Origin of the sequence: Wolbachia endosymbiont (group A) of Myopa testacea (assembly GCF_964027115.1) — a bacterium.
GTDB lineage: Bacteria > Pseudomonadota > Alphaproteobacteria > Rickettsiales > Anaplasmataceae > Wolbachia.
This window is the reverse complement of record NZ_OZ034729.1, coordinates 255,677-280,204: the sequence shown is the minus strand read 5'-3', so window position 1 is coordinate 280,204 and position 24,528 is coordinate 255,677. Positions and strand designations below refer to the sequence as shown.

Annotated in this window: 22 protein-coding genes; 10 read left to right on the top strand and 12 right to left on the bottom strand. The window is 34.7% G+C overall.

Annotated features, from left to right (window positions below):
- Nucleotide 1 precedes the first annotated feature (1 nt).
- Nucleotides 2-700: an inositol monophosphatase family protein gene (locus tag AAGD91_RS01315; protein WP_341821220.1), complete on the top strand. Its 699-nt coding sequence runs from the start codon at nt 2-4 to the stop codon at nt 698-700.
- On the opposite strand, the gene hemA is transcribed toward AAGD91_RS01315, so the two are convergent.
- The 5 genes from hemA to AAGD91_RS01290 all read right to left on the bottom strand — a co-directional run bounded on the left by hemA (nt 692) and on the right by AAGD91_RS01290 (nt 8,867).
- On the bottom strand, nt 692-1,894 hold the full coding sequence (hemA, locus tag AAGD91_RS01310; protein ID WP_341821481.1) for a 5-aminolevulinate synthase: 1,203 nt from the start codon (nt 1,892-1,894) through the stop codon (nt 692-694). The genes AAGD91_RS01315 and hemA overlap by 9 nt on opposite strands.
- A 68-nt stretch (nt 1,895-1,962) precedes the next feature.
- On the bottom strand, nt 1,963-4,176 hold the full coding sequence (locus AAGD91_RS01305) for a hypothetical protein (RefSeq protein ID WP_341821219.1): 2,214 nt from the start codon (nt 4,174-4,176) through the stop codon (nt 1,963-1,965).
- Complete coding sequence (locus tag AAGD91_RS01300) at nt 4,145-4,939, bottom strand: hypothetical protein (protein ID WP_341821218.1); 795 nt, start codon at nt 4,937-4,939, stop codon at nt 4,145-4,147. The genes AAGD91_RS01305 and AAGD91_RS01300 overlap by 32 nt, the downstream gene beginning before the upstream one ends.
- Nucleotides 4,940-5,270: 331 nt before the next feature.
- Nucleotides 5,271-7,175, bottom strand: coding sequence for a molecular chaperone HtpG (htpG, locus tag AAGD91_RS01295; RefSeq protein WP_341821217.1), 1,905 nt, complete (start codon nt 7,173-7,175; stop codon nt 5,271-5,273).
- Between the two features lie 816 nt (nt 7,176-7,991).
- A complete protein-coding gene (locus tag AAGD91_RS01290) occupies nt 7,992-8,867 on the bottom strand; it encodes a hypothetical protein (RefSeq protein WP_341821216.1) in 876 nt (291 codons plus the stop codon).
- Nucleotides 8,868-9,034: 167 nt separating this feature from the next.
- On the opposite strand from AAGD91_RS01290, the gene AAGD91_RS01285 reads away from it, so the two are divergent.
- The 4 genes from AAGD91_RS01285 to AAGD91_RS01270 are packed head-to-tail and all read left to right on the top strand — an operon-like array spanning nt 9,035 to nt 11,322.
- Nucleotides 9,035-9,673 carry an HAD-IA family hydrolase gene (locus AAGD91_RS01285; RefSeq protein ID WP_341821215.1) on the top strand — a complete coding sequence of 213 codons (639 nt, stop codon included), beginning with the start codon at nt 9,035-9,037 and terminating at the stop codon, nt 9,671-9,673.
- Complete coding sequence (locus AAGD91_RS01280) at nt 9,673-10,167, top strand: RDD family protein (protein ID WP_341821214.1); 495 nt, start codon at nt 9,673-9,675, stop codon at nt 10,165-10,167. Before AAGD91_RS01285 ends, AAGD91_RS01280 begins: the two co-directional genes overlap by 1 nt.
- A gap of 59 nt (nt 10,168-10,226) precedes the next feature.
- Nucleotides 10,227-10,703, top strand: a complete 477-nt coding sequence (gene bfr / locus AAGD91_RS01275; RefSeq protein WP_341821213.1) for a bacterioferritin — start codon at nt 10,227-10,229, stop codon at nt 10,701-10,703.
- Between the two features lies 1 nt (nt 10,704).
- Entirely contained in the window at nt 10,705-11,322 is a 618-nt protein-coding gene (locus AAGD91_RS01270; protein ID WP_341821212.1) for an SURF1 family protein, read from the top strand.
- A 30-nt stretch (nt 11,323-11,352) separates the two neighbouring features.
- Here the strand turns inward: AAGD91_RS01270 and AAGD91_RS01265 are convergent, their stop codons facing one another.
- Both AAGD91_RS01265 and AAGD91_RS01260 read right to left on the bottom strand, forming a co-directional pair.
- Complete coding sequence (locus tag AAGD91_RS01265) at nt 11,353-13,071, bottom strand: monovalent cation:proton antiporter-2 (CPA2) family protein (protein WP_341821211.1); 1,719 nt, start codon at nt 13,069-13,071, stop codon at nt 11,353-11,355.
- A gap of 5 nt (nt 13,072-13,076) precedes the next feature.
- Entirely contained in the window at nt 13,077-13,649 is a 573-nt protein-coding gene (locus AAGD91_RS01260) for a thioredoxin family protein (protein ID WP_341821210.1), read from the bottom strand.
- A 102-nt stretch (nt 13,650-13,751) separates the two neighbouring features.
- Between AAGD91_RS01260 and tmk the strand changes: the two genes are divergently transcribed.
- Complete coding sequence (gene tmk, locus AAGD91_RS01255; protein ID WP_341821209.1) at nt 13,752-14,354, top strand: dTMP kinase; 603 nt, start codon at nt 13,752-13,754, stop codon at nt 14,352-14,354.
- A gap of 25 nt (nt 14,355-14,379) precedes the next feature.
- Here tmk and AAGD91_RS01250 read toward each other — a convergent pair whose 3' ends face one another.
- The 5 genes from AAGD91_RS01250 to AAGD91_RS01230 all read right to left on the bottom strand — a co-directional run bounded on the left by AAGD91_RS01250 (nt 14,380) and on the right by AAGD91_RS01230 (nt 18,975).
- Nucleotides 14,380-14,802, bottom strand: coding sequence for a hypothetical protein (locus AAGD91_RS01250; protein WP_341821208.1), 423 nt, complete (start codon nt 14,800-14,802; stop codon nt 14,380-14,382).
- Nucleotides 14,803-14,816: 14 nt separating this feature from the next.
- Nucleotides 14,817-15,056, bottom strand: coding sequence for a hypothetical protein (locus tag AAGD91_RS01245; RefSeq protein WP_341821207.1), 240 nt, complete (start codon nt 15,054-15,056; stop codon nt 14,817-14,819).
- A 159-nt stretch (nt 15,057-15,215) separates the two neighbouring features.
- Entirely contained in the window at nt 15,216-17,048 is a 1,833-nt protein-coding gene (gene ftsH / locus AAGD91_RS01240; protein WP_341821206.1) for an ATP-dependent zinc metalloprotease FtsH, read from the bottom strand.
- 12 nt (nt 17,049-17,060) lie between these two features.
- Nucleotides 17,061-18,353, bottom strand: a complete 1,293-nt coding sequence (gene tilS / locus AAGD91_RS01235) for a tRNA lysidine(34) synthetase TilS (protein WP_341821205.1) — start codon at nt 18,351-18,353, stop codon at nt 17,061-17,063.
- 142 nt (nt 18,354-18,495) lie between these two features.
- Nucleotides 18,496-18,975, bottom strand: coding sequence for an OmpA family protein (locus AAGD91_RS01230; RefSeq protein WP_182183727.1), 480 nt, complete (start codon nt 18,973-18,975; stop codon nt 18,496-18,498).
- 278 nt (nt 18,976-19,253) lie between these two features.
- Between AAGD91_RS01230 and AAGD91_RS01225 the strand changes: the two genes are divergently transcribed.
- The 4 genes from AAGD91_RS01225 to AAGD91_RS01210 all read left to right on the top strand — a co-directional run bounded on the left by AAGD91_RS01225 (nt 19,254) and on the right by AAGD91_RS01210 (nt 24,521).
- The gene (locus AAGD91_RS01225; RefSeq protein WP_341821204.1) at nt 19,254-20,669 is read left to right on the top strand and encodes a carboxypeptidase; all 1,416 of its coding nucleotides are present in this window, start codon (nt 19,254-19,256) and stop codon (nt 20,667-20,669) included.
- Between the two features lie 20 nt (nt 20,670-20,689).
- Complete coding sequence (locus AAGD91_RS01220; RefSeq protein WP_253309829.1) at nt 20,690-21,766, top strand: rod shape-determining protein; 1,077 nt, start codon at nt 20,690-20,692, stop codon at nt 21,764-21,766.
- Nucleotides 21,767-22,083: 317 nt separating this feature from the next.
- Entirely contained in the window at nt 22,084-23,196 is a 1,113-nt protein-coding gene (gene mnmA / locus AAGD91_RS01215) for a tRNA 2-thiouridine(34) synthase MnmA (protein ID WP_341821203.1), read from the top strand.
- Complete coding sequence (locus AAGD91_RS01210; RefSeq protein WP_341821202.1) at nt 23,187-24,521, top strand: hypothetical protein; 1,335 nt, start codon at nt 23,187-23,189, stop codon at nt 24,519-24,521. Before mnmA ends, AAGD91_RS01210 begins: the two co-directional genes overlap by 10 nt.
- The last annotated feature ends 7 nt before the right edge of the window (nt 24,522-24,528 follow it).

Below are 24,528 nucleotides of genomic sequence, written 5' to 3'. Positions count from 1 at the left end.
AATGTCCATCTCATCACCACGAATTAATGTGATGCTTGATTCTGTGCGTAGTGCTTCCAGGCAGCTTATGCGCGATTTTAATGAATTGCAAATTTCTAATGTTAAATCAGCAGACTTCATTAATAAAACTTATTCAAAATCCAAGCAAACCATATACGATTGCTTGCACGACTACAAACGAGACTATGGGTTTATTTCCGAAGATGATACTGACCAAGAAATAAAAGATAACGGTTACACTTGGTTTATTATGCCTATAGAGGGCAGGGAGAACTTTTCTAGTTGCATGGTTTATTTTGCAGTATCAGTCTGTCTCATTCATAAAAATAAAGTTGTGGCAGCTGTAATTGATGCTCCGGCTCTTAGAGAAACTTTTTGGGCAGAAGAAAAGAAAGGTGCTCTTCTTGAGGATTTTAGATCTCGTCATATAAAAATGCGGGTGAAAAGCCGTGAAGGGGGTCTAATAGATGTAAGTGGTAATTTATTAAATAAATTGCTGCCTGGCAATAGTAATGTACGCTCCATCGGTTCAACAATTTTAGGCTTTGCGTACCTTGCAGCAGGAAGGCACAGAGGAGCAGTTTACTCTGGAGTTAACAAATATAAAGCCTTGCTCGGTAGACTTTTTCTGCAAGAAAGCGGTGGAAGGATAACGGAAGACAACGGATTGATTATTGCTGGCGATATTAAATTAGGATAAACAGGCTACAGAGATAGACAACTTTTCGAAAACTTTTATAAGAGATTCTGTTAAATGTTCTATCATTTCATCAGTATGATAAGGTGTAGGGGTAATACGGAAACGCTCAGTTCCTCTTGGCACTGTTGGATAATTTATATGTTGAACGTATATTCCATGCTCATCAAATAATAATTTTGATGCTCCTTTGGATAACTCTGGGTCGCCAATTATTATTGGAATTATATGAGTTTCTGTTGGAATGAAGTTAATTCCTGTATTTCTCAGTGAGTTTTTTACTTTTTCAACGACTTGCTTTTGCTTTTCCCTTTCAATGTTGCTCGATTTTAGGTGTTCAACGCTTGCCTTTGCTGCCGCTGCTAAAACAGGCGACATAGCAGTGGTGAAAATAAATCCTGGAGCGGAACTTCTTATTACATCTACCAAGCTCTTTGAAGACGCTATATACCCACCCATCACTCCAAAAGCCTTCGATAGTGTACCTTGAATGACGGTTATTCTATCCATCAGGCCTTCTCTTTCTGCAATTCCGCCACCATGTGAACCATACATGCCAACTGCGTGCACCTCGTCCAAATAGGTGATTGCATTATGTTGATCTGCAAGATCGCATATCGCTTCAAGCGGCGCTATATCGCCATCCATTGAATATACGGATTCAAGTGCTATTATCTTTGGTGTTTTTATGTCTACGGACTTTAACAACTGCTCTAAGTGATCAACATCATTGTGTTTAAATATATGTTTTGGTCTTTTTCCTGATTTTATGCCTTCTATCATTGAAGAATGGTTCTTCTCGTCTGAAAAAATTACTACATTTGGGATAATAGACGATAAAGTGCTAAGTGTTGTCTGGTTAGCAAGGTAGCCACAAGCAAAAGTTAAAGCAGCCTCTTTTTTATGCAAACAAGCTAAGGATTTTTCCAGTTCGACAACCTCTTTTGTTGTACCAGATATATTTCTTGTTCCCCCCGCACCAATTGATAAATTTTGAATAGCGGCAATAACTTTCTCATTTTGTGACATTCCTAAATAGTTATTACTGCACCAGACTATTACTTCCCTATTTCTTTCATAGTCCATAATGTGGGGGAGCCTACCTGGCAATGACGCAAAGTGCGTAAATTCACGGTAGCGCCCCTCATCTTTTATATCTTTGATTTTGTTTAAGAATATTTCTTCGTAGTTTACCAAGTTTTTATTCACTAATAATTAATACAATTATAATAAATTATTAAATGGTAAACTACAATATTTATTTTTCAACTTACTGTTGCAGCAAGCTCTTTATCAGCTATAAGTTCAACATTACTACCCTTAAATGAACTTGAAGGTCTGTTACAGCAATATATGATTACAGCAGCAACTAAACAACAAGCTCCAACACCTGCTATTATTCCTGTTGTCAGCAAGCTAACACTAAAAGAAAAATATGCAGCCGGTGCAGCAGCCCCTGCAAGTATCCCAGCTACTGCGAACGTCCATGTAGCTACGGTAGGCCAATTACTCTTTTGCGTATTTTGTGTTGCAGTAATACTTCCATTTCCTGGATTATTAGGCAGCTTGCCATTGGTTTGAGTATCATTCACCTGCTCAGATTTGTTGTTAGCTATTGAAGGTATTAGTGTTGGCTTCAGTGTTGGTGTTAGATTCGGTGTTGGCGCTGGCGTAGGTGTTGGAATTGGATTCGGTTCTTGCTGCTTGGTGGTAGTTTGAGTACCATCTTCTTGTTCAGGGATTTCGTTAGTTGATGTAGGTACTGGATCTCCTAGAAGACTATTGCCATTATCACTTGAAAAATCTATTAAATCTTTTTCTAGTGCATCATCTTGGTGCTCTTTAGACACGTTTTTATCATGCTCACCATCATTTGGCTGTCTTGTTGTAATTACTACAAGCTCTTCTTCATTAACTATATCCTGAATTGGAAAGCTGCTGCCAGAACCTGAAGGAATTATAACATATTCGCTGCTAGGGTTTGAAGGAGTGCCACTATGCTCATCACCACTCACAGAACTCTGTAGTAAAAGTGGTTGTGTATCTTGATCACCAAGCTGGAAACTATTCTCACTTGAAGAAGCATTAGGCGTTTCAGGTGTAGTTGGTTGAACAGGTGGTACAGTATTGCTTGGATTAGTAGATTGCTTGCCATTGATTTGAGCACCATTTTTCTTATTTTTTAGTAGGGTTAAAAAAGCTACTACTTTATTCTTAAAGGAACCTTCTTGACTTTTCACGTATCTTAGTACAGGATCATGATTGTCAAGCGTCAGGATATTTTTAAATTCCTCTTCTAAGTTTAAGTTATCATTACCTGTTCCTATAATTTCCCTAATCTTTTTCTTAACAGGACTAGCAAGTAGCCTACCATCTTTTTGTTTGCTTCTTTTACCCATTTTACCCCTCCTATAATCATTACCTATAGCTTCTTCTATTGAAGCCTCTTCATTATTCATGATATTTTCTCGTCTGTCCACATTTTCTTGTGGCTGTTGATTCTTAGGTGCTGGATTTTCTGATAGAATGTCACTTGTTATAACTGGAATTTCTAATTCATCTGCAACGTTATTACTTCTTTTCCGTATTATAAAAGTTCCAGGAGTTTGGTACATTTCATCCCACAAATCTTGACGTTCATGACAGGAATATTTTTGCACATCAATAGAAAATTGCAGAATATTTCTAATTTGCATTAAACTGAATATAAGATCAGTATTCTCTTGACGTTTATTGTCTTTTGGATCTTTAGTGTATTCATCATATGCTATGTAAGCAGTCTGAGCTAATCCATTTACAATACCTGGCAAGTAGCTGTAATTATATTCACGTAAAGCTTCAGATTGTAATAATTTGTTTTCCTTTTCCAGATCTTCTATGCGCTTTTCTATGCTAGATTTAAAAATCCCACACTCCTCTCGAAAAATTATGTTAATTGCATCAATTTCTGTGCATAAGTAACATACTCCCTTGACTAAGGAGTAATCTTCTTGGCCTATTGAGTAGTGTGTTGCATTTTTCAGTATATTCTGTATGACCTGCCTAATCACTTGCTCATTATGTGATACGTTTTGATGGATTTCTTTAGTGTAAAAAAGCACCTCGACTATAACGTCTGTGTTTGTGTATTCAACATTAGACAATGCAATGAGGATTGATTCGTGTATGTTATCAAATTCGTTATTTTTAAATTTTTGATTGAGATAGCCGATAACATCATTGCTGCACTCAGCACATTCTTTGCATAGGTGCTCAATAAATGCAATATTGCCAGCATCCAATGCAGTTTTCAGAATTAAATCATAAATTTCTTTTCTGCCACGAGCTCCTATGTTTTTCAGGATTTGTTGCCTTAGTATTGTAATAACTTTATCATCTGCAAATGCTTGTTCATATACATCGTAAATGGCATGACCTGTACTATTAGTGTATCGTTTGCACAAGTATTCAACAACAGATATGTGTTCTTGACTTATCACAGTTTCTTAACAAGGTAGCAAAGCTCTTTTTTAATAACTCTTCTGTTGAGGCTTTTTTAGTTGGTTCATTAATATATCTTTCAAACGCACCTAGCACTATCGGGATGAATTCTTCATTTTTGATCAGAGACGCTGTTTCAAGCACACCATACAAAGGATCAGGTTTACTTGTTTTTAACACCTGTCCAAAATCTCTTAAAACGTATTCGACAAAAACTGCATTTAATAATTCTTGCTCTTTTCTTAGTGCTATAACTGAGAAAAAGTCAATCTTATTAGGTTCGACAAGTTGTATAGCTTGATCTTTTAATCTTCCATAAATTCCATCGGTACCATGGAATTTTTCTATAAAAGCTTCAATATATTTTTGATTACCAACAAGTAAAGGTAAAAGACTCAAATTTTCTTCAATAAAAAGTATGTCCTGGTATTTTTCTGTCAGTTTGTTATTAGCTACGATTGCTAATAATACCAATTCTTTTACTGAATAATCACACTTGAAATTCTTCTGATCAAAATTATACCGTGATAGTATATTTGAGTATATATATTGGTGATCGCTTCTACTTCGTAAATCCAAATTAAGTTGGTCTAAGCAGAAATTTTTGAGATTTTCATTATCTAGTGTAATAGATCGGCCTTCATAATTTTCAATATTTTGTACAATCTTATTTAGCTCTTTACAATCATTCTTGTTTATTGCGTTACTTAGAATGTTCGTTATTTCAGCAAAAGTTAAATTTTCAGGGATGATGACATACAAATCTTCATCTTTTAATTCTACGGTAAGCGACCTATCACAACCATCAGGAAAGTTTGCAAGTATTGCATTCTCTCAACTTAGATCTTCAGGGGGTGTATCACATGGATTAGCTGGTATCTCTTGACTTTTGCCATCTAAAACTTCAAACTCTCCTTCAGCCTCTGAACAATTACCTGAATCTTCAGAATCTGGTTTTTCAAAACCATGCCAACTTTTGATTAATCTTTCAGAATTTGATTGACCCTGTGAAGTTACATCCTGTGATACAAAGTCTCTAAAATTGGAACCAAATATGTTTTACCCCTAATTACTAGCCAAACTAAGTATAGCATTAAACAGAAATTTTGCCAAGCAAATTATTAACTCTCTTAGCAAACAGACTTACATCATCCATCTCTTCACCTTCCACTATACAAGCTTGGTAAAATAATAAATGAATCATGTCTTCCAATGTTGGGTTTTCACCATTTTCAGCGTGAGACTTCATTATGCTTTTTATTACAGGATGCTTAGTGTTAATTTCCAGTACCTTTGGCGTGCGGTAATTTAGCTGCTTTTGTTCACGCAAAAAACGCTCCATGCGAAGATCCATAGCACCTTCATCAACTGCTAGACATACAGGGCTGTCAGTCAGTTTTTTTGAGATTTTCACGCTTTTCACTGAATTGCCAAGAACCTTGGTGAAATATTGCAGTATAGAGTCCGTATTTTCTTCAGTCTTTTCTTCATCTTGCTTATTTTCCTCATCTTTTTTATCTTCTTCTGAAGAGAATTTTTCCAAATCAACATCAGCGCGGGTCACAGACTTAAATTTTTGATCTTTATATTCATGAATCACGCTAGTCCAGAAATCATCAACTGGATCAACAAATAGGAGCACTTCTAGTCCTTTACTGACGAATCCCTCAAGTTGCGGACTGTTTTTCACTGAATCGAGGCTATGCCCGGTGAGATAATAGATATGTTCCTGCTCAGGCTTCATTCTGCTTATGTAGTCATCAATGCTGACTAATTTCTCATCACCAGTACTGTGAAATCTGCAAATTGAGAGTAGTGCTTCTCTCTCATCAGTTGGCATAGCTTCACAAAGACCCTCTTTTAATACTGCACCAAAATTGGTCCAGAATTTTGTATATTCCTCTAAATTCTCTTTTGCCTTTTTACCGAGCTCTGATATCGCGCGTTTAGTTAAGGATTTTCTGATTTGCTCAACAACACGATTATTCTGCAGCGTTTCTCTGCTGATATTAAGAGGCAAGTCCGGTGAATCAACAATACCTTTCAAGAAACGTAAATACTGCGGTATGATCTGTACGTTATCTTCAGTGATAAATACTTTATTTACATATAACTTAACAGAGCAACGTCTATCTGGATGAAATAAATCAAAAGGTTTAATAGAGGGAACATAAAGCAAATTTGTATATTCTATTGCACCTTCATTTTTATTATGCAATATCATCCAAGGCTCCCCGCCAACGTGAGCAACACTGCGGAAAAAATCATTGTGTTCCTCTTGAGTAACATCATTTTTTGGCTTAGTCCAAATTGCAGCCTTACTGTTTAACTTTTCACTTTTTCCTTCTTCATTTATGAATTCAACAGGAAAATTTATGTGATCAGAGTAAGTAGTGACAATGTTTTCAACACGAAATTTATCTAAAAACTCATTCTCTTCAGGACGCATAATGAGTGTAATTTTAGTTCCACGAGAAATTTGATTATCTAGTTTACTTATCGAATACTCTCCATCTCCCTTGGATTTCCAGACCCAAGACTCCTCCTCTCCAGCTTTTCTTGATTCTACTATTACTTCTGATGCAACCATAAAGCTTGAGTAAAAACCAACACCAAACTTCCCAATCAGCTCCACAGCTTGGCTTGAATCCTTGCTATTTTTAATCGCATCTAAGAACTTTTGCGTACCAGAGCTTGCAATTGTACCAAGGTTATCTATTAAATCTTGTCTGTTCATTCCGATGCCATTATCAGTGATATATAGCTCGTTCTTATCTTTATTGGAGCTAATAGTGATTTTTAACTCATCACTTGAATCTAGCAAATTTGAATTAGATTGAGATTCATAGCGCAATTTATCACATGCATCCGATGCATTTGATATTAACTCACGCAGAAAAATGTCCTTATTGGTATAAAGTGAATGAATCACTATATTAAATACTTTCCCTACTTCAGCGTCAAATTTTAAATTTTCAGTTTCTTGTACGTTATGCATTTTGAGCTCCATTATTTGCCTACTACCCTAATAATCTAAGTATTGCACTACAATCTTTCAAGGTCACGCACGCCAAAATTAATGTAGCCGCCATATTATGACACCCAATTTATGGGATCTCTTGCATAAAAATTCCTTTACAAACTCCGCCAGCCCCCTTATCATAACACTGAAGCTATTTATTTATCTTCGCAATCTCTGCAGTGGATTAATGACAAAAAAATTTAATGTATTTGGCGTAAATCATGCTTAATTTTTTGCACTATGTGCACCTCATGTCTTTATAAAAACTTTAGGTTTCTACCTATACAAGCCGAAACGCGCTTATAAAGCGTTTAAGACAGTAAAAGACGTCAAATAGACAAGGGAGAATTTGAATACTAGCTACCCTGGGGTTCCTTTGCCTTTTTTTCCGCTCAGTAAATTTCTTAACGTTTATAATTTAGATTAGTTGCGGCTTAAAAGCAGCTGAATCGCGGTTATTAAGCGTTTAGAATAAAAAAACGCCATACTTGAAAGTATAATGTAAGTAACTAGCCAACCACGGGGCTTCTTTTGCCTTTTTTTTCACTTGGTAAATTTCTTAATGTTTGTAGCTAAAGCAATTTAAGAGACCGAAAATGGTGTCATTCCAGCGCGTGACGCTGGAATCTAGTCTTTATTATGCAGCCACTTATTTAAAGTTAAGTTTCCTGGATCCAAGTAGTCAGGGCACTGGGATGACACCCTGACAATCGTCATCCCGCTGCTTGTTAGCGGATGAGATACCGCGGCGGTATGATGGTTCGTGGCGGTATAATGAAGCTTGAAAGCGGATCACCTTTCACGACCTGTATTTACTTCAGGAGTATTAACAGGTGTTATCGTTGGGTTTTCAAGTTGTGTTGCTTGCTCTAAGCCCTTGCTTATACTTTGGTCCTGATTTAAAATTTTATCAAAGTGCTTACTCTTCTGTTGCTCTTCGTTATTTGACGTATCTCTTTGAGCATCTTCTTTTATGCCACGAGCATTTTCCACACTCTTTTCATCCTCACCTAAAAGTTTTTCTAATATTTGCTTAACAAAGCGCTTCAGAAGACTCAAAAAACCTTCTTCTTTTTGATTTTCTTGTGATTGAGGTGTGTTATCTTTTTTGTCCGGCTCAGTGTTGAGCTTCTCTTTTACAGAACTCTTGCTCACTGAGGGACTAACGATTTGTGAATCGTGCTTTGATGGCTGTGTATCTGTTTGCACAGAAGCTTCAGTAGTCTTTTTTTGTGTATTATGTTCAAGGTCTTTAACTGTTGTTGTAGTTTTTCTTGGAGTGTTAGTCACTTCTTGAAATTCTTTATTATCACGCAACCCTTCAATCCTTGATAGTTGCGTATCTTGCCTAGCTTCTTGCAGTATTGCACCTGATCTACTTCTTTTACTTGTACCAAACTCTTTCCTTAACTCTTGTGTTGATCGTCTAAGTTTATCTATTTCTTCGTCGTTCTGTCTTTGTCGTTTTTCAAGTTCTTTGTTTAACTTTGCAATATTTTCTATTTTGTTCTCAAGCTCCTTACTTTTTACAGCTTTTAGAGCCTTGGTTCCTTTTGCAATATAATTAACCTTCTCTTCTAATGAGGTGCCTTCTGGAAAAGCACCTGGAGAACGTTCAAAAACATCTTTAAACTTTTTTTCAACACTTTCTTTCGATGTCTGCGCCATACCTGCTACCTATTAAAACATATCATATAACCAGTATATTAGCTAATTATATAAAAAACAGTTAACATAACTTGTGGTAAAGAGTGTTTATCAAGAGCGTTCTATTTATATTTTTTTTATTAAAATGCTATTTACTTATTAAGTTGAAATGTATAACCATATAAGAGATGAAGGATAGTCAATTAGCAGTAGTATTCGATTGGGATAATACCTTAGTTGACACTCAAGATAACATTTTTAATGCTATTAAGCATACCATAAACTCAATGGGGTATAGTAATAAAGCTGCCGATAGAAATTCCCATGAGTCGAGAAAGAGCTATATGGTTAATTTATTTGGCGATCAGTGGAAAAAAGCGAAACAGATATATCAACAATATTTAGACGATGCACTATTGCAAAACATTGCTCTGAATCAAGGAGTAGAGAAAATGTTGCAGACACTGAAAAGCCACAATATTTATCTAGCAATAGTAAGTAATAAGAAAAATACTAATTTACGTAAAGAAGTTGCCTATTTTAAACTAGATTCTTACTTTGAAAGAGTAGTTGGGTCATGCGATACTGCAGAAGATAAACCATCTGCAACCCCACTGCTATTTGCACTAGAAGAGAGTACGTTACCTATAAATAGAGAAAATGTGTTTTTCGTTGGTGATAGCATCACAGATGTTCTGTGTGCACAAAATGCCAATTGTTTACCTATTATATACGGTCAATCAATAAGCGGTTATGAAGATTTGTCATGTTTTCAACATTTTGATAAACTTACAGATTTTATAATAAAGTATTTAGAAGATAGGTAATGACCGCTGTTACAGAGATTGCCAGTATACAAAGGCGCTTTTGCGCATATTTAATAGATGTAGCAATTTTATTAATTCCAACTTTATTAATCAGACTATTGTTAAAGAATTTTCCGTTAATTTCACATCTATCATATATGTATGTAGATTGCAGTTACTTCACATATTTTATATCTTCAAAGGCCCAAGCAACTCCTGGTCAGCAATCAATGAACATACATACCATAAGTTTGGACGGTTCTAAAATAGATTTGAGTTTAGCATTTGATAGAAGCATTTCTCAGTTTTTTCTTTTTCTATTAAGGAACATAATAGCTATCCTCATCGAGCTTTTCCAAGAACAAAACGCGTTAGTAAATGCCTTAATCGTACTGGGAGCAATTATAATGCTGCTCACCACCTATTGGTATCTAGTTGCTTGCTTCTCTAAGAAAAAACAGACATACCACGACATGCTATTTAATACGGTTGTTATCAAAGGAACTATTAAATGAGTTGCTATAACTATCGTTATCATATAAATTATGCTGATAAATTGAACTCAGGGAAGATTATGAATGAAGAGATAGTAAAATGTTTGAATAAATTATTGACCAATGAGCTGACTTCTGTACGCCAGTATCTTTTGCATTTTGCGGTTCTCAAAAATAATGGAATTAATAGACTTGCAGAAAAGGTAAAAAATGAGCTTAACGAAGAACTTGAACATGCAAACAAGTTGGCAGAAAGAATTTTGTTATTTAAAGGAGTCCCAAATTTTCAAGATACAAATGGAATCTCAAAGTATGATGGAAAGTTTACAAAAGATACAATACAAAAAATCTTAGAAGCTAATTTGAAATTAGAGGGAAAAGGTATTAAGGATATCAAAGAAACGATTTCTATCGCTGAGAAAGAAAAAGATTTTGTTAGTATAATGTTATTAGAAGAGATGTTAAAAAATGAAGAAGAGCACTTCCATTGGATTGAGAAGCAGATCGATCTTATTGAACTAATGGGTGTTGAAAACTATTTAAGAACACAAATATAGAGTGTTAAAAAAGATAGTATTTATTTTAATTGTACCTTGTTTGCTCCTTTTTTTATTAGGATTATGGCAAGTATTCAGATTGAACTGGAAGAATAATATTATCAAAAATATGAATCTTCCTGTTGTTCATCTGTTGCCCAATAACGACCTTGAAAAATTTAACTATAGGCATGTCAAGATTGGTGGGATTCTAAGTGGCATAGAACTATATGTTTTTGCAGGGCAACACGGCTATTATGTATTATCTCCTATGCTGATTGCTACTGGACATTATATGTTAGTGAACAAAGGAATAGTTAAAGAAAAAAAAGAGGAAAAAGTAAAAATTGAAAAAGTAGTTGCAGATGGAACTTTATATTGCGATAGCAATAAAAGCAAAAGTTGGTTTATCAAGAACGATACTGCTTCGAATACATGGTTTACCCTGAGTACAGAAGAAATTTCCAATGAGTTAGGTATTAAGCTAGAGAAGTGTATATTGTGGCCGAACAATTTTGGCAGCAAATTAGCTATACGGCCAATGAAGCATTTGGAATATGCAATCACTTGGTTTGCACTTTCCTTAACTTGGTTGATTATGTGCGTAATTTACTATAGGCAAAACCTCAATAAAGCTTGAAGCTTTCTATACATAAAATTAGAGAAGTAGTCATTCATCTTTATCACTACCAAGGTCTTTTAACATACTGTAATTGCCTTTTCTAAATCTACTTTTTAAAGACGTAACTCCACTTTCGCTAATACCACTGAGGCTCAGTGCAGCTCCACCTAGCTGCAATCCTATCTCAGATGTTTCAGGAATAATTTTACTAGCTCCTAGATCTCTATAAACCTCCACATTACTCAGATCTGGTAAGCGTATTACAATATTTACATGCGGAAAATTTGCAGCAACTAAGGAAACAACTTTTTTTATAGTAACTTCATTCTTTATTGAAATAACGAGAGCTTGAGCTCTTTCTATTCCTACTGATTTTAAAATTTCACATCTTGTAACATCTCCAAGATATATAGGAAAACTATCACTTTTTCCTTCTTTGACTATTTTTGATTGAATATCTACAACAACGTAACTTAAATGCTCTGCAGTAAGCATTTTTGTTACCATATATCCCACTCTACCAAATCCAGCAACTATTACATGGTTATAAAGATCTTGTGTATCTGTTTCAACAGCTTCATCATCTAATATTATTTTCTCAGTGCTAAATGAGTTTGCTATCCAATCTCCAAGCCCCGATAAAAGAGGAGTGAAAGCCATGGTTACTGTAGTTACCATCATAAGTACTTGAGCAATTTCACTTGGTAGCACATCTAGCTCATCTGCTAAGCGAAATAAAATAAACGCAAATTCACCGCCTTGTGAAAGCAGTAACCCAGCTTGTATAGCAGGTGCACTCTTAAACCCAAAAAATCTACACAATATATATATGATAGATGTTTTTAAAACGATAAGGATAATCGATAATAAAGTAATTAGTAGTAACTTATTGAGTAAAAGTTCGGTATTGATAGACATACCAACAGTCATGAAAAATAAGCCAAGAAACAAATCTTTAAATGGCAATACTGCGTGTTCTACTGAGTGTCTGTATTCTGTTTCTGCAACTAACAATCCAGCGACAAATGCACCTAATGCCAACGATAAATGGAATTGCTCAGTAATAAATGCTGCTCCTAATACTATTAAAAGCGTTGTTGATATAAAGACCTCATTACTTTCCATTTTAGCAATAACCGAAAATAAAGGTCTAAGCAATAATCTACCAGTTATAAATATCAGCACTAATGCAATAGCTGCTTGCACCAATGAACCTGCCAATGAGCTTATCAGGCTGTGCTCAGAATTGCCAGCAAGTAAAGGTACCAATACTATTAATGGTACCACTGCAAAATCTTGCATTAATAGTACTGCTATTGACAACCTACCAACCTGACTTGCTTGAGAACCTTTTTCTTGCAGAACCTGCAACACTATTGCTGTTGAGGATAGCGCAAGCCCACCACCAATAACTGTTGCTATATTCGTATTCACTCCGAAAGCAAGAGCGATGCACCATATTGCTACCATGGTAACTATAACTTGAAGAGAACCGAACCCAAATACATGAATACGCATAGCGATCAGGCGTTCAAATGTCAATTCAAGGCCTATAATGAATAATAGGAAAACTACACCAAATTCTGCAAGATTATCCATTGCTTCAGCTGAGTGTATCAGATTAAATCCATGAGAACCAATAACTGCACCTGCAACGAAGTAACCGAGCACTGGACTAATATTCATTTTCCAGAACGCTATGACTATAAACACAGCAGCAGAAAGTAAAATTATAATATCAAACAAATGCTGAGAGCCACTGTGCATGATATTTAACCTGTAGAATTAGACCATTTAATTGAGCAGCCAATACTTGATTTTTGGTCAATTGGAGAATTACCAGTTTCTGCAATAAATTTCATAGCTTGAAATAAGTCACTACTTCCTACTTCATAGCTTTGAACCTTTTCTTTTTTTGTGTCATTAAAACGTCCACGATAGCAAAGGTTTAAATTGGAATTAAAGCCAAAAAAGTCAGGAGTGCAAACAGCCCCGTATTCTTTAGCTATTTTCTGTGTACTATCAATTAAATATAGAAATGTAAACTTATTTTCCTTGGCAAAATTAATCATATTTTCAAAGGAATCTTCTGGATATTCATTTACATCATTTGACATTATTGCAACGGTGTTTACCTGATAATCTTTTTTCAATTGATCAACATCGCTTACCAGATTGCTAATAATTGACTGAACGTAAGGACAGTGATTGCATATAAACATTACAATAAGACCTTTTTTTCCACAACAGTCACTTAATGTATAGTATTTATTATCTACTCCCAAAAGATTAAAATCTTTTGCAGTAAAACTAAAATCGACTTTAGGAGTATTCAGAGCAACCATAGACTATTATTATACCGTATGTAATGTACGGTCTTATTATTTAAATGTCAAACGGTTTCTATGTATACTGTTTGCATATTCTTTTTTAGTATTATAAAACTTATGTTCATAACTTTCGAAGGAATAGACGGCTCTGGTAAAACAACACAATCTAAGCTACTTGCAAATCATTTTAAGCAAATTCACGGCGAAAATAATGTAGTGTCAACTCGAGAACCAGGTGGCACTGATTTTGCAGAAAAGATAAGAGGAGTGTTGTTAACAAATAATATTGATCCTATTTCTGAACTCTTGCTACTTATCTCGATGAGGCACGAACATATGAAAAAATTAATATTACCAGCTCTTGCAGAAGGGAAAATAGTGATTTGTGATCGGTTTATTGATTCAACCATTGCATACCAAGGATATGGGTTTGGAGTTGATTTAAAACTAATAGAAGATTTGCACAGGTTGGTTGGAGTTAGATATCCAGATATTACATTTATTCTAGATATTGATGTTAAAGTTGGGTTAAGTAGAGCGAAAGACAAGAATAAATATGAAGAAATGGATGTTAATTTTTATAATAAAGTTGGAAAAGGGTTTAAAGAAATCGCCATAAAAGAGCCCGGTAGGTGCCATGTCATCACTGAAATTGAAACAAAAAATGATAATCAAGTACACACTCAGATTATTGATAAAATCACTATTGCAAAGACTTAACTATATTTATTTAACCTCTACTAATTTAAACCGAACCTTTAACTTGTGATAGAAAATTATTAATTTTAGGTAACATTATTTCACATGGATAACTTTTTGTTTGAGTAGCTAAAAAATCCTGTATTTTGTCTGGATCTTCTTCACTTATTATCTTATATGCCCTTGTGAGGTTCATTAATTCACTTCTATTTTTTTTATTACTTACTTCAGTAATAGTAAAAAATTGATCAAAATGGTCTAAGAGGTCTTGATTTTTTATTGAAGACACAATATCGTCAATTTCTTTCACATATAATGCAAGTTTGTATGCTTTACTACGATCTTCAAAACAAAGATTAACAAGCGCGTTGCAAAACCTATCTCTCGTAGTACTTCTCACTTCTGCTAATAAGGATTTAATATTTTCTTGGCAATGCACTCTCTTTACTGATTCAGCTGGTTCAACCATACCAAGAACATTCTTTACCAAAGATTTTTTTCACAACTAAATATGAACATGTAATAACCCATAGATAGAGTAAAGAACAAGAATACGGCTGGGAGCAAAAATGGCACTAGTACATTTTGTGATACAGGAAAGATAAACCAGACAGCAGTTGCTGCTAATACAACAAAAAATAGCCCTAATAAAGTTAATTGCGCTCTTTTTTTATACTTATGATCAATGACTGCATTTACACCAATAGAAGCTACGTCAACCATTACTCATACCTCATTAAACAGTAATACTAACTGAATGATAGCATTATCGTGATGAAAATGCAACATTATGAATATTCTAATACAATTTATATTGACAGTTACAATTCTGAATGTTTTATTGCAGCGTTAGCTGATTAGCATTTTAAGCTAGGGTCAGATCTAATAGAGAGAGGATTTTTTTATTTTCTCATTCTTCTCATTTTCCTCTCTAACAATTTTTTTTCCGCTTAATATGTCCTTTATTTCATCTCCTGTTAAAGTTTCAAACTCCAGTAGATTTTCGGCAATGAGATCTAAGCCTTTCTTATGCTTGGTCAAAATGTCTTTCGCTTTTTCATAGCAAGAAGACACAACTTTCTTCACTTCTTCATCTATAAGTTTTAACGTATCTTCAGAAATTATCTCAGAAACATGCATAGTTTGTTCGCGATTGTGATAGATCGGACCTATTTTGTCGCTCATTCCCCATTTTGTTACCATAGAACGTGATAAATCTGATGCTAGTTTTATATCTGAAGATGCGCCGCTTGTGACTTTATCATAGCCAAAAATTAGCTCTTCTGCCACACGTCCACCCATTGCAACAGTTATATCTGCTAGAATCTTTTCTCTTGTGAGGGACACTCTATCTGTTTCTGGTAGTCTCATAACTAAACCGAGTGCCCTACCGCGTGGAATAATTGTTGCTTTGTGTATAGGATCAGAAGCAGGCATATTAACAGCAATCATCGCATGGCCAGCTTCATGGTATGCAGTCAGTCTCTTTTCCTCTTCTGTCATAATGAGAGATCGCCTTTCCACACCCATCATCACTTTATCACGTGCATATTCGAAATCATCCATGGTAACAATCTTCTTGTTTCTTCTTGCAGCAATAAGCGCAGATTCGTTCACTAAATTTGCTAAATCAGCCCCTGAAAAACCAGGTGTTCCTCTTGCAACTGTTTTCACATTTACATCAGGGGCCATTGATATTTTCTTTATATGCGTATTTAATATTTTCTCGCGCCCATTTATATCGGGTAAAGAAATAGTAATCTGGCGGTCAAAACGACCAGGCCTAAGCAGTGCTGGATCTAAGACATCCGGACGGTTAGTCGCAGCAATTATTATTACGCCCTCATTAGACTCAAAGCCATCCATCTCAACTAATAACTGATTTAATGTTTGTTCTCTTTCGTCATTACCACCACCAAGACCAATGCCACGATGTCTACCCACCGCATCTATCTCATCTATAAAAATTATACAAGGAGCATTTTTCTTGCCTTGATCAAACATATCACGAACACGGCTCGCACCAACACCAACAAACATCTCAACAAAATCAGATCCAGAAATGCTAAAGAATGGCACATTAGCTTCTCCTGCAATTGCACGAGCAAGTAAAGTTTTACCAGTTCCAGGAGAGCCAATTAAAAGGCACCCTTTTGGTGTTTTTCCACCTAATATTTGAAATTTTTGCCTTTCTTTAAGGAAATCAACGATTTCTACTAGCTCTTCTTTTGCTTCATCAATTCCGGCAACATCATCAAATGTTACTTTTTTCCCACTAGTCATGAGTCTAGCCCTTGACTTACCAAAGCTTATAGTTCTGTTGCCTCCCGCTTGTGTTTGTTTAAGAAAGAATAGCAAAAAGCCAATAAAGATAAATGTTGGGACCCATGAGATAAGTAATCCACCAATTACGCTCATGGCAGAATCTCCAGTTGAAAAGGAGAATCTCACTTTTCTATCATGTAAATTTTTTATTAGGTCGCTATATATAACACCGCTTGAGTTGAAACTTGAACCATCCCTAAACTTGCCCTCAATGCTCTGGTTTTTTATGACAATATTTTCTACATCATTGTCTTCTAGTCTAGTTAAAAATTCCGAAAAAGGTATAGTTGTTTTACTTCTACCTACATTTCCCCTGAACTGAATATAAGCAACTGAAATAAGAACAATAATTACTAACCAGATCAATAAGCCTTCTAAAAATTTTTTCATTTCTATTTCTAACTAAGTACTAATCAAGCTTACCAAATTTTGTTTTATCGTGCTATTAATAATGCATTGAACCTTATCGTCATTGGTATTTTTTTCGTTATAATTTACATCAGGATAAGCAAGCACCTTTCCATCTTTTTGTACTGTAGGCAAAGAATAAAAGACTTCAGGGCAGCAGTTGTAATCCTTCAGAAATTCAGGAACTTTTTGTGTTTTTTTTAATGGAGCGATGATAACTGAACACTCTTGATTTCCGAGTATTGTGCAGCTAAATCTGTTATCCCATTGAGTAGGTTCATTTAAAGGTAGGTTTACGGTAATTTCTTGTATCTTTGACGATTCTCTAATTATTAAGATATTTTCTCCATATTTTCTTATTTTGCACCCAGAAAGTGTACAGTTAACATTACTATCCTTTTGCAATATTTTATTAAATATCGCAATAAGGCTATTATACCTTGGTTTATAATGTTTACTGGCAATTGCCATTATAGAGTAAAGAAGAAGCCTCAAGGCTATTTCCTCTGGCAATTGATAAAATTCACTTAGTTTAATTTCAATATAACCAAGATCATGAACATTAACACAGTCATTAAATGCAAGGCGTGTGTAGTGCATCAACGCTTTTGTAGCTCTTTTCATATGAAGGGCTGTGAGGCATATTCGCTCTGTTAAAATCTCTTGATTGTCACTTGCTTTAAGTAAGCTACGGTATAAAGTTCGCCTGTATTTTAAGTTATAGTTGCTTCTATCTTCGATCCATTTTAACCGGTGAAGCTTAGCGTACTTTTCTATTTCACTACGACTAAAATTTAACAATGGCCTAAATATATAAATACCATTTAAGAAAGATTTGTAATCCATTGATGATAATCCATCTACGCCACTACCTCGCTCCAATCTTAATAAGAACGTTTCTGCTTGATCATCTTTGTGATGAGCAACGAACAAACATTTAACATTATTGTTTTTACACCACTCTGCTAGTAACTTATATCGTGCTTTTCGTGCCTGTAATTGAATATTACCTTTAATATTTTGCTTCTCCCAATTTAATATGAACGATTCCTTTGCTCCAAGTTCTTTTGCATAACTTATAACAAAATCAGCTTCTTTTTGAGACTCTGAACGTAACCCATGATTTACTGTTAATGCTATAGGAAGTGAAAGCTTGTTTTTTTTTGTCCAGTTAGTCATTAAGTACAGTAAGACTATACTATCTACACCACCTGATACTGCAACTGCGATTTGGTTATAGAAAGCAAAGCTATTAGCTATATTTTGAAATAATAACTCTAATTTCATTATGTTTCTTGATGGCAAGATAGTATCTACGTCATACAGCGACTTATTTGTGGTATATATAGATCCCGCTAACAAGCAGCGGAATTGCTCTCTTTTGTCATCCCAGTGCTTGACACTGGGATCCAGGTTTTAATGCAAGAAACTATTTCTTTATTCCAGAAAATGAAAATTCCACTCTACGATTTTTAGCATGCTCTTTTTCATATTTAGAATTTCTAGAATCATCTTTTACATTAACCAAAGGCTCAGTTTCACCCTTAGAAGCAGTTTTTATTCTGTTTTCTATGTAGGGTGTACAACTAACCATAAATTTTTTAGCTGCATCTGCCCTTCTAGCGCCTAGCGCAAGATTATATTCATGAGAACCACGGTTGTCAGTATGACCAGTTAAAGTAACCTTCGCGTCAGGGTTATCTTGTAACACCTCCATTACGTCAAGTAATGCATCTGCGCTTACTTCAGTAATACTAGATTCATCATAACCAAAGAAAACTCTTTTATCACCTATCTGCTTAACAACAGAATTCATTTTATTTGTTGTATTTGCTCCTTTTTTTGGGCAAGAACTTACACCAGTAAGTAGTAAACAAAAACAGCACATTATAACCAGTCTACTCCACATTACTAAACCTCCATAAATTTTAAAATAGTGCGTAACTTTAATTTCAGTAGCTAATAATCTCTCCATATTGTAATATAGTCAAGAGAAATAAAATACTAAATACTTTTTCTACACCCTTACAATTAATTTTCTTATAATATGCTGGACTCTGAGTAGAAAAATCCAATAAAGGAATAAAAAGTACAATTTTTTATTGTACTTTAAGCAAATATACTTTTAACTTTATTATTAATCTATTACGATATTAAACAGATGTTTTCTAAAACAATGAACAAATTATGAAATCTTATAAGTTTTTAGAGGAAGTATTATATAGGGTAAAGAATATCGAAAATACGCTAAAAGTACTAAATCAAAGCCAATTGAATATAGAGGACAAAGTTGAACAAATGAGTCTTCTAGAAGAAATCAGACATGAAATTATCTCTCATGATGCAATAAAGGAATCATTAGCAGATGCTCTTGGTAACAAAAAAAGTGCAAATACTCAGCAGCTAAAGTTAATAGAGAGAATACATAAAAGCAACAGTGCTGTTCCTATTGATTTAGTAAAGTCTTTATCCAAAGCTAAGGTTGAGTGCCAAAATTTATGGAAACTATCTCATTCTGAAACCAGTAACTTAGAAAAACTAAAAGAACGTTTTACTGATTTAATCACACTCATTCGCGAAGTAGCTTCTATAAAATCGCAGCAATTAAAATGCTCAAAATACGACTCACTGCTTGCTGAGTATGACTCTGATATCACAGAAAAGAATATAAGGGAAGTATTCCCCAAGGTAGGCAAATTTTTTAGCGAAAATGTGGATGAAATAATTGAAAAGCAGAAAAAGGATAAGGTTACTAATATACAAAGAGTTGCTACTCAGAAGCAGATTGAACTTGGCTCGTTATGTTTACAGCAAATGGGTATTGCACTAAATGAGATTCGTACTTCTTATTACTACCCTATAGATTATGATGAATCTGATTTTTGTTATGGTTTATTTTCACTTTTACGGCATAGTGGTTGTGCGATTTATCAAAAATGTTTAGCGCAAAATTCTATAAGTAGCCCAATTACGAGACATGTTATGTATGAAACTCAAGGGTTATTCATGGAAAGGATGATTGGAACATCCAGAGAATTTATTGAGTTCATTCAACCACACATAAAAGAGAAATTTGCTATAAAAGGCAAAACTAATAGCAGTGTTGAAAATTTGCACTTGGTTTTCAATGAAATAAACCTTTCCTCTTCTTTAAAGAACGCAGATGAATTTAGTCTGTTAGCTCATATTATGTTGAGAACTAGGTTAGAACAGGATATAATAAATGGTACACTGGAAGTTAAGGATCTGCACGATGCGTGGCTGGAAGGTATGAAGCACTATAAAATTCCAGTAAAAGCTAAAAATGAGCTGGACACTTATGTTGAAGATGAATATTGGGCAAGCGGTGTTATGGGCTACTTTCCTATAAAAATTATTGCTTTAATTGCTGCTGTGCAGATTTTCTCTTTCGTTAAAAAGAATCATTACGAATCATTAAGTGCTATAATAAAAGGAGATTTTAGTTTACTTATCAGTTGGTTATCTCAAAATATATATAGTGCAAAGTGTGGCCTGGAACTGCTAAAAAAAGCAACAGGCAAGGGTTTAGACGTTGAGTGTGTTACTTACTACCTATCTGAAAAGTATAATTTGTCTCAATAAATGGTTTTCTTGAGTTATGTATGAATTTTGTTCGAAAGTTAACCGGAAAGTTTTATAGCCTTTTTACTTTCAAAGGTTTGTTTGCTAGCGATATTGCAATAGACCTTGGTACTGCAAACACTTTAGTTTATCAGAAAAATCAGGGAATAGTGCTTGATGAGCCTTCAGTTGTAGCAAGAGTAAAAGAAAAAGGAAGCTACGTTCCTTATGCTTTTGGTAAAAAAGCTAAAATGATGCTTGGAAAAACGCCTGGAGAAATAGAGGCGATAAGGCCCTTAAAGGATGGAGTTATTGCTGATTTTAAAAGTGCGGAAGAAATGCTAAAATATTTCATACGCAGTGCAAACACAAAATTCACTGTTAATAAACCTAATATTATCATATGCGTTCCATCTGGATCCACGCCAGTTGAAAGGCGTGCTATACAAGATGCAGCAGAAAGTGCTGGTGCAAATGAAGTATTTTTGATTGAAGAACCAATGGCTGCAGCAATCGGAGCTGGGCTCCCAGTTACTGAACCTGAGGGTTCTATGATCGTTGATATAGGAGGCGGTACAACTGAAGTTGCAATTATTTCTTTAGGCGGAATTGTTTATTCACGTTCTGCCAGAGTAGGTGGCGATATTATGGATGAAGCAATAAAATCGTATATTCGTGAAAATCATAAGTTATTAATCGGTGAAACAACTGCTGAAAAAATTAAGAAAAACGTAGGTTCAGCCAGTCTGCCAGGTGAAAATAACAAAGAGGGAATGATAATTAAAGGCAGGGATTTAGTGAGTGGCATGCCAAAAGAAATGCTTTTATCAGAATATCAAGTTGCAGAAAGTTTAATAGAGCCTGTACATCAGATAATTTCTGCTATTAGGACTGCACTGGAGAGCACTCCACCTGAACTTTCTTCTGATATAGTCGATAGAGGAATAATTTTATCCGGTGGTGGTGGATTATTGCGTAACTTGGGCAAAGTTATCAGTGAAACAACAAAATTACCAGTTCGTGTTGCAGATGACCCACTTTGTTGTGTTGCCTTGGGTAGTGGAAAAGTGCTTGAAAACATGGATTATTTTGGCCATGTTTTATTCAAGCAAGATTAAATTGTTTTTGAAGGTAGTTTATCGAATTGTTTTGATGGAATTATGTAATATAAATGAGATCCCAGTGTCACGCACCAAGTAATTTGAAGGCAACTTCCAGCAGGAAAGGGTGTCATCCGAGTAGCTGACACTGGGATCCAGGAAACTTGATTACAAATAAATATGCTGTTTTAATGAATTTGCATAAATAGACACTAGATTCCAGTGTCACGCACTGGAATGACATCATCTACTATGTAAATTGCCCCCAAATCAAAACGTTTGCACAGTTGTATGTTGGAATGACACAAGATTTGCGTTTATAAATTAAGGCGATTATGCTAAAAGAATTTAAAATTGAACCTCTGCTAAAAGATAGAGCTCCGCACCAGACCAAGGCTATTGTTGCAATGTCCGGGGGAGTTGATAGCTCCGTTGCTGCAGCACTGCTATATAACTTTGGGTACCAGGTGATAGGTGTGACTCTTCAACTCTATGGCACCGACGGTAATGCTAACGCAAGAAAAGGTGCATGTTGTGCTGGACAGGATATTTACGACGCTAAGCGCGTGGCTGAAAGTGTTGGCTTTCCTCACTATATTTTAAACTATGAGGAAATATTCAAAAAGGAAGTAATAGAGGATTTTGCAAGTACCTATATGCGTGGGGAAACTCCCATACCATGCGTAAGATGTAACCAAACGGTAAAATTTCGTGATCTATTGCAAGTTACAAAAAATCTTGGTGCGGATGTGCTTGTAACAGGACATTACGTGAGAAGATTAGAAAAAAATGGTGAGGTAAAGTTGTGCAGAAGCATTGATAAAAGTAAAGATCAAAGCTATTTTCTATTTGCTACAACAAAGGAGCAGTTGAAGCTTTTGCGATTTCCACTAGGTGGGTTCTATAAAAGTGATATAAGAAAATTAGCAAAGTATTTCAGCTTACAAATTTCTGAAAAGCCGGACAGTCAAGATATATGCTTTGTTTCCGAAAGCTATAGTAAAACAATAGCTAAATTAGCTCCACAATCTGTACAGAAAGGTAAAATAGTGGATGTTAATGGAAAAGTGCTAGGCGAGCACAGTGGCATAGTAAATTTTACAGTGGGGCAAAGAAAGGGCTTGGGTATCGCACACAATGAACCTCTTTATGTGATAAAAATTAATACAGAAAATAATGAGGTTATAGTAGGTCCGATCAACGCATTAATGCAAAAAAAAATATTGATCAAGGAGTTAAATTGGTTAGAACAACCAAAGGAAGGTATGGAAGTAACTGTGAAGCTGAGATCATCACATGCGGGAAGTTTAGCAACAATACATTCAACTGACGAAAAAAATAAAGCCTGTGTCATTTTAAACGAGGATTACTTTGGCATCAGTCCAGGTCAAGCCTGTGTAGCGTATAAAGATGAGCAAGTAATTGGCGGTGGATGGATATGCTCTTAACTAAAGGCTTTAATGCAGAGTGTAAACGTACAATAATATTTATTGCTATTTCACCATATATCCTTTATACTATAAGGGTAATTATTATACTACAGGTTTCAGCAATGGTTAAGGAAGTTGAAGAACTAATAAAAATTGTTGGTAAGGGCAATTTATTAGAAACTTTGTTTATTTTTTTAGGTGACTTTCAACATGCTGACTTAGATCTTAGTATGGACTGCAGAAATCACATAGGTCTTTCTGCATTCATACAGAAGCAAGATGAACAATTAGATTACTATTTTAACTTAAAATTTAGTCTACAAGGGCTGTTTTTAATTTATGCTCAAGCTTATAACATTCTAAGTAAAAACAACAACCTGAATACTAAAGATGTCATAGATAAAATATATGACATTATTAAAGAGTCTGAGTTAAATAGAGATATAAATGAAGTAGTAGATGGAAGAAAATTAGATTTACTTAACATCTTAGCAAATCCAAAGAGAGAACCAATATTTAAAACAGAAGAAGATTTTGAAAATAAAGTGCTTACTGACGTTAAAAAATTATTAAATGAAAAATCTGATAAAAAATTTTTTTTTAATAAATTTGTTATCGACTGTTACTATTCTATTCATCAAGATATAAAGGTAGATAAAGATGTGGCTTTATTGTTTTCTCTATTATATTCTTTGAGCGGTAGTTATAAAGAACCTTTGTCACCTGACAAAATAGTAAAAAGAGAAGTATTAGAGATATGTGAGGATCAGTTAATAGAGAGCTATATAATGTTCTTAGCTGGCAAACTACACATGATCGGATTATCAAGTAGAGATGGAACCATCAAATATACAATCGACCATGAGCATGTGGATCGGCAAGAGGAAGGCTTGAAAGAGCATTGTAAATTCGAATTATATCGTATAAATACAAAAAACACCCTAGAGCAACTGTTAAAAAACCAAAATAGTGATGAATTTGAACAATTAGTAACGAGCCCTAAAAATATATACTACTCAGTGCCACAAGAAGAGAATAAATGTAGGCCAAATTTCATTGTCAGCAAGAAAAATCATAAAAACACAGTCTGTAAACTTATTTTGGGTATGTTTGTATTATCTGTTGGGTTATATGTTGCTGATTATTTCCTTATGGAGCAAAAATTGCTCAACTCAATAAAAAATGTTTTGCCACAAGACAACCTTACTAACTTGATAGTTGGTGCGGTGCTTACTATTGTAATAGTATATACTTTATTTCAATTATCACAGAAACCACCACTTTCAATAGTCAATGGAATGACGAATGAAAATTTAGAATCGCTCCATGCAAAACAAGCTTAGAACTACA

Coding starts and splice junctions, on each gene's coding strand:
- AAGD91_RS01220 (WP_253309829.1), top strand. CDS start 20,690: ATGAATTTTGTTCGAAAGTTAACCGGAAAGTTTTATAGCCTTTTTACT.
- htpG (WP_341821217.1), bottom strand. CDS start 7,175: ATGCATAACGTACAAGAAACTGAAAATTTAAAATTTGACGCTGAAGTA.
- AAGD91_RS01260 (WP_341821210.1), bottom strand. CDS start 13,649: ATGGTTGCTCTGAATACTCCTAAAGTCGATTTTAGTTTTACTGCAAAA.
- AAGD91_RS01265 (WP_341821211.1), bottom strand. CDS start 13,071: ATGCACAGTGGCTCTCAGCATTTGTTTGATATTATAATTTTACTTTCT.
- mnmA (WP_341821203.1), top strand. CDS start 22,084: ATGCTAAAAGAATTTAAAATTGAACCTCTGCTAAAAGATAGAGCTCCG.
- AAGD91_RS01315 (WP_341821220.1), top strand. CDS start 2: ATGTCCATCTCATCACCACGAATTAATGTGATGCTTGATTCTGTGCGT.
- ftsH (WP_341821206.1), bottom strand. CDS start 17,048: ATGAAAAAATTTTTAGAAGGCTTATTGATCTGGTTAGTAATTATTGTT.
- AAGD91_RS01225 (WP_341821204.1), top strand. CDS start 19,254: ATGAAATCTTATAAGTTTTTAGAGGAAGTATTATATAGGGTAAAGAAT.
- AAGD91_RS01230 (WP_182183727.1), bottom strand. CDS start 18,975: ATGTGGAGTAGACTGGTTATAATGTGCTGTTTTTGTTTACTACTTACT.
- tilS (WP_341821205.1), bottom strand. CDS start 18,353: ATGAAATTAGAGTTATTATTTCAAAATATAGCTAATAGCTTTGCTTTC.
- AAGD91_RS01290 (WP_341821216.1), bottom strand. CDS start 8,867: ATGGCGCAGACATCGAAAGAAAGTGTTGAAAAAAAGTTTAAAGATGTT.
- AAGD91_RS01210 (WP_341821202.1), top strand. CDS start 23,187: ATGCTCTTAACTAAAGGCTTTAATGCAGAGTGTAAACGTACAATAATA.
- AAGD91_RS01280 (WP_341821214.1), top strand. CDS start 9,673: ATGACCGCTGTTACAGAGATTGCCAGTATACAAAGGCGCTTTTGCGCA.
- AAGD91_RS01250 (WP_341821208.1), bottom strand. CDS start 14,802: ATGGTTGAACCAGCTGAATCAGTAAAGAGAGTGCATTGCCAAGAAAAT.
- tmk (WP_341821209.1), top strand. CDS start 13,752: ATGTTCATAACTTTCGAAGGAATAGACGGCTCTGGTAAAACAACACAA.
- bfr (WP_341821213.1), top strand. CDS start 10,227: ATGAATGAAGAGATAGTAAAATGTTTGAATAAATTATTGACCAATGAG.
- AAGD91_RS01285 (WP_341821215.1), top strand. CDS start 9,035: ATGAAGGATAGTCAATTAGCAGTAGTATTCGATTGGGATAATACCTTA.
- AAGD91_RS01245 (WP_341821207.1), bottom strand. CDS start 15,056: ATGGTTGACGTAGCTTCTATTGGTGTAAATGCAGTCATTGATCATAAG.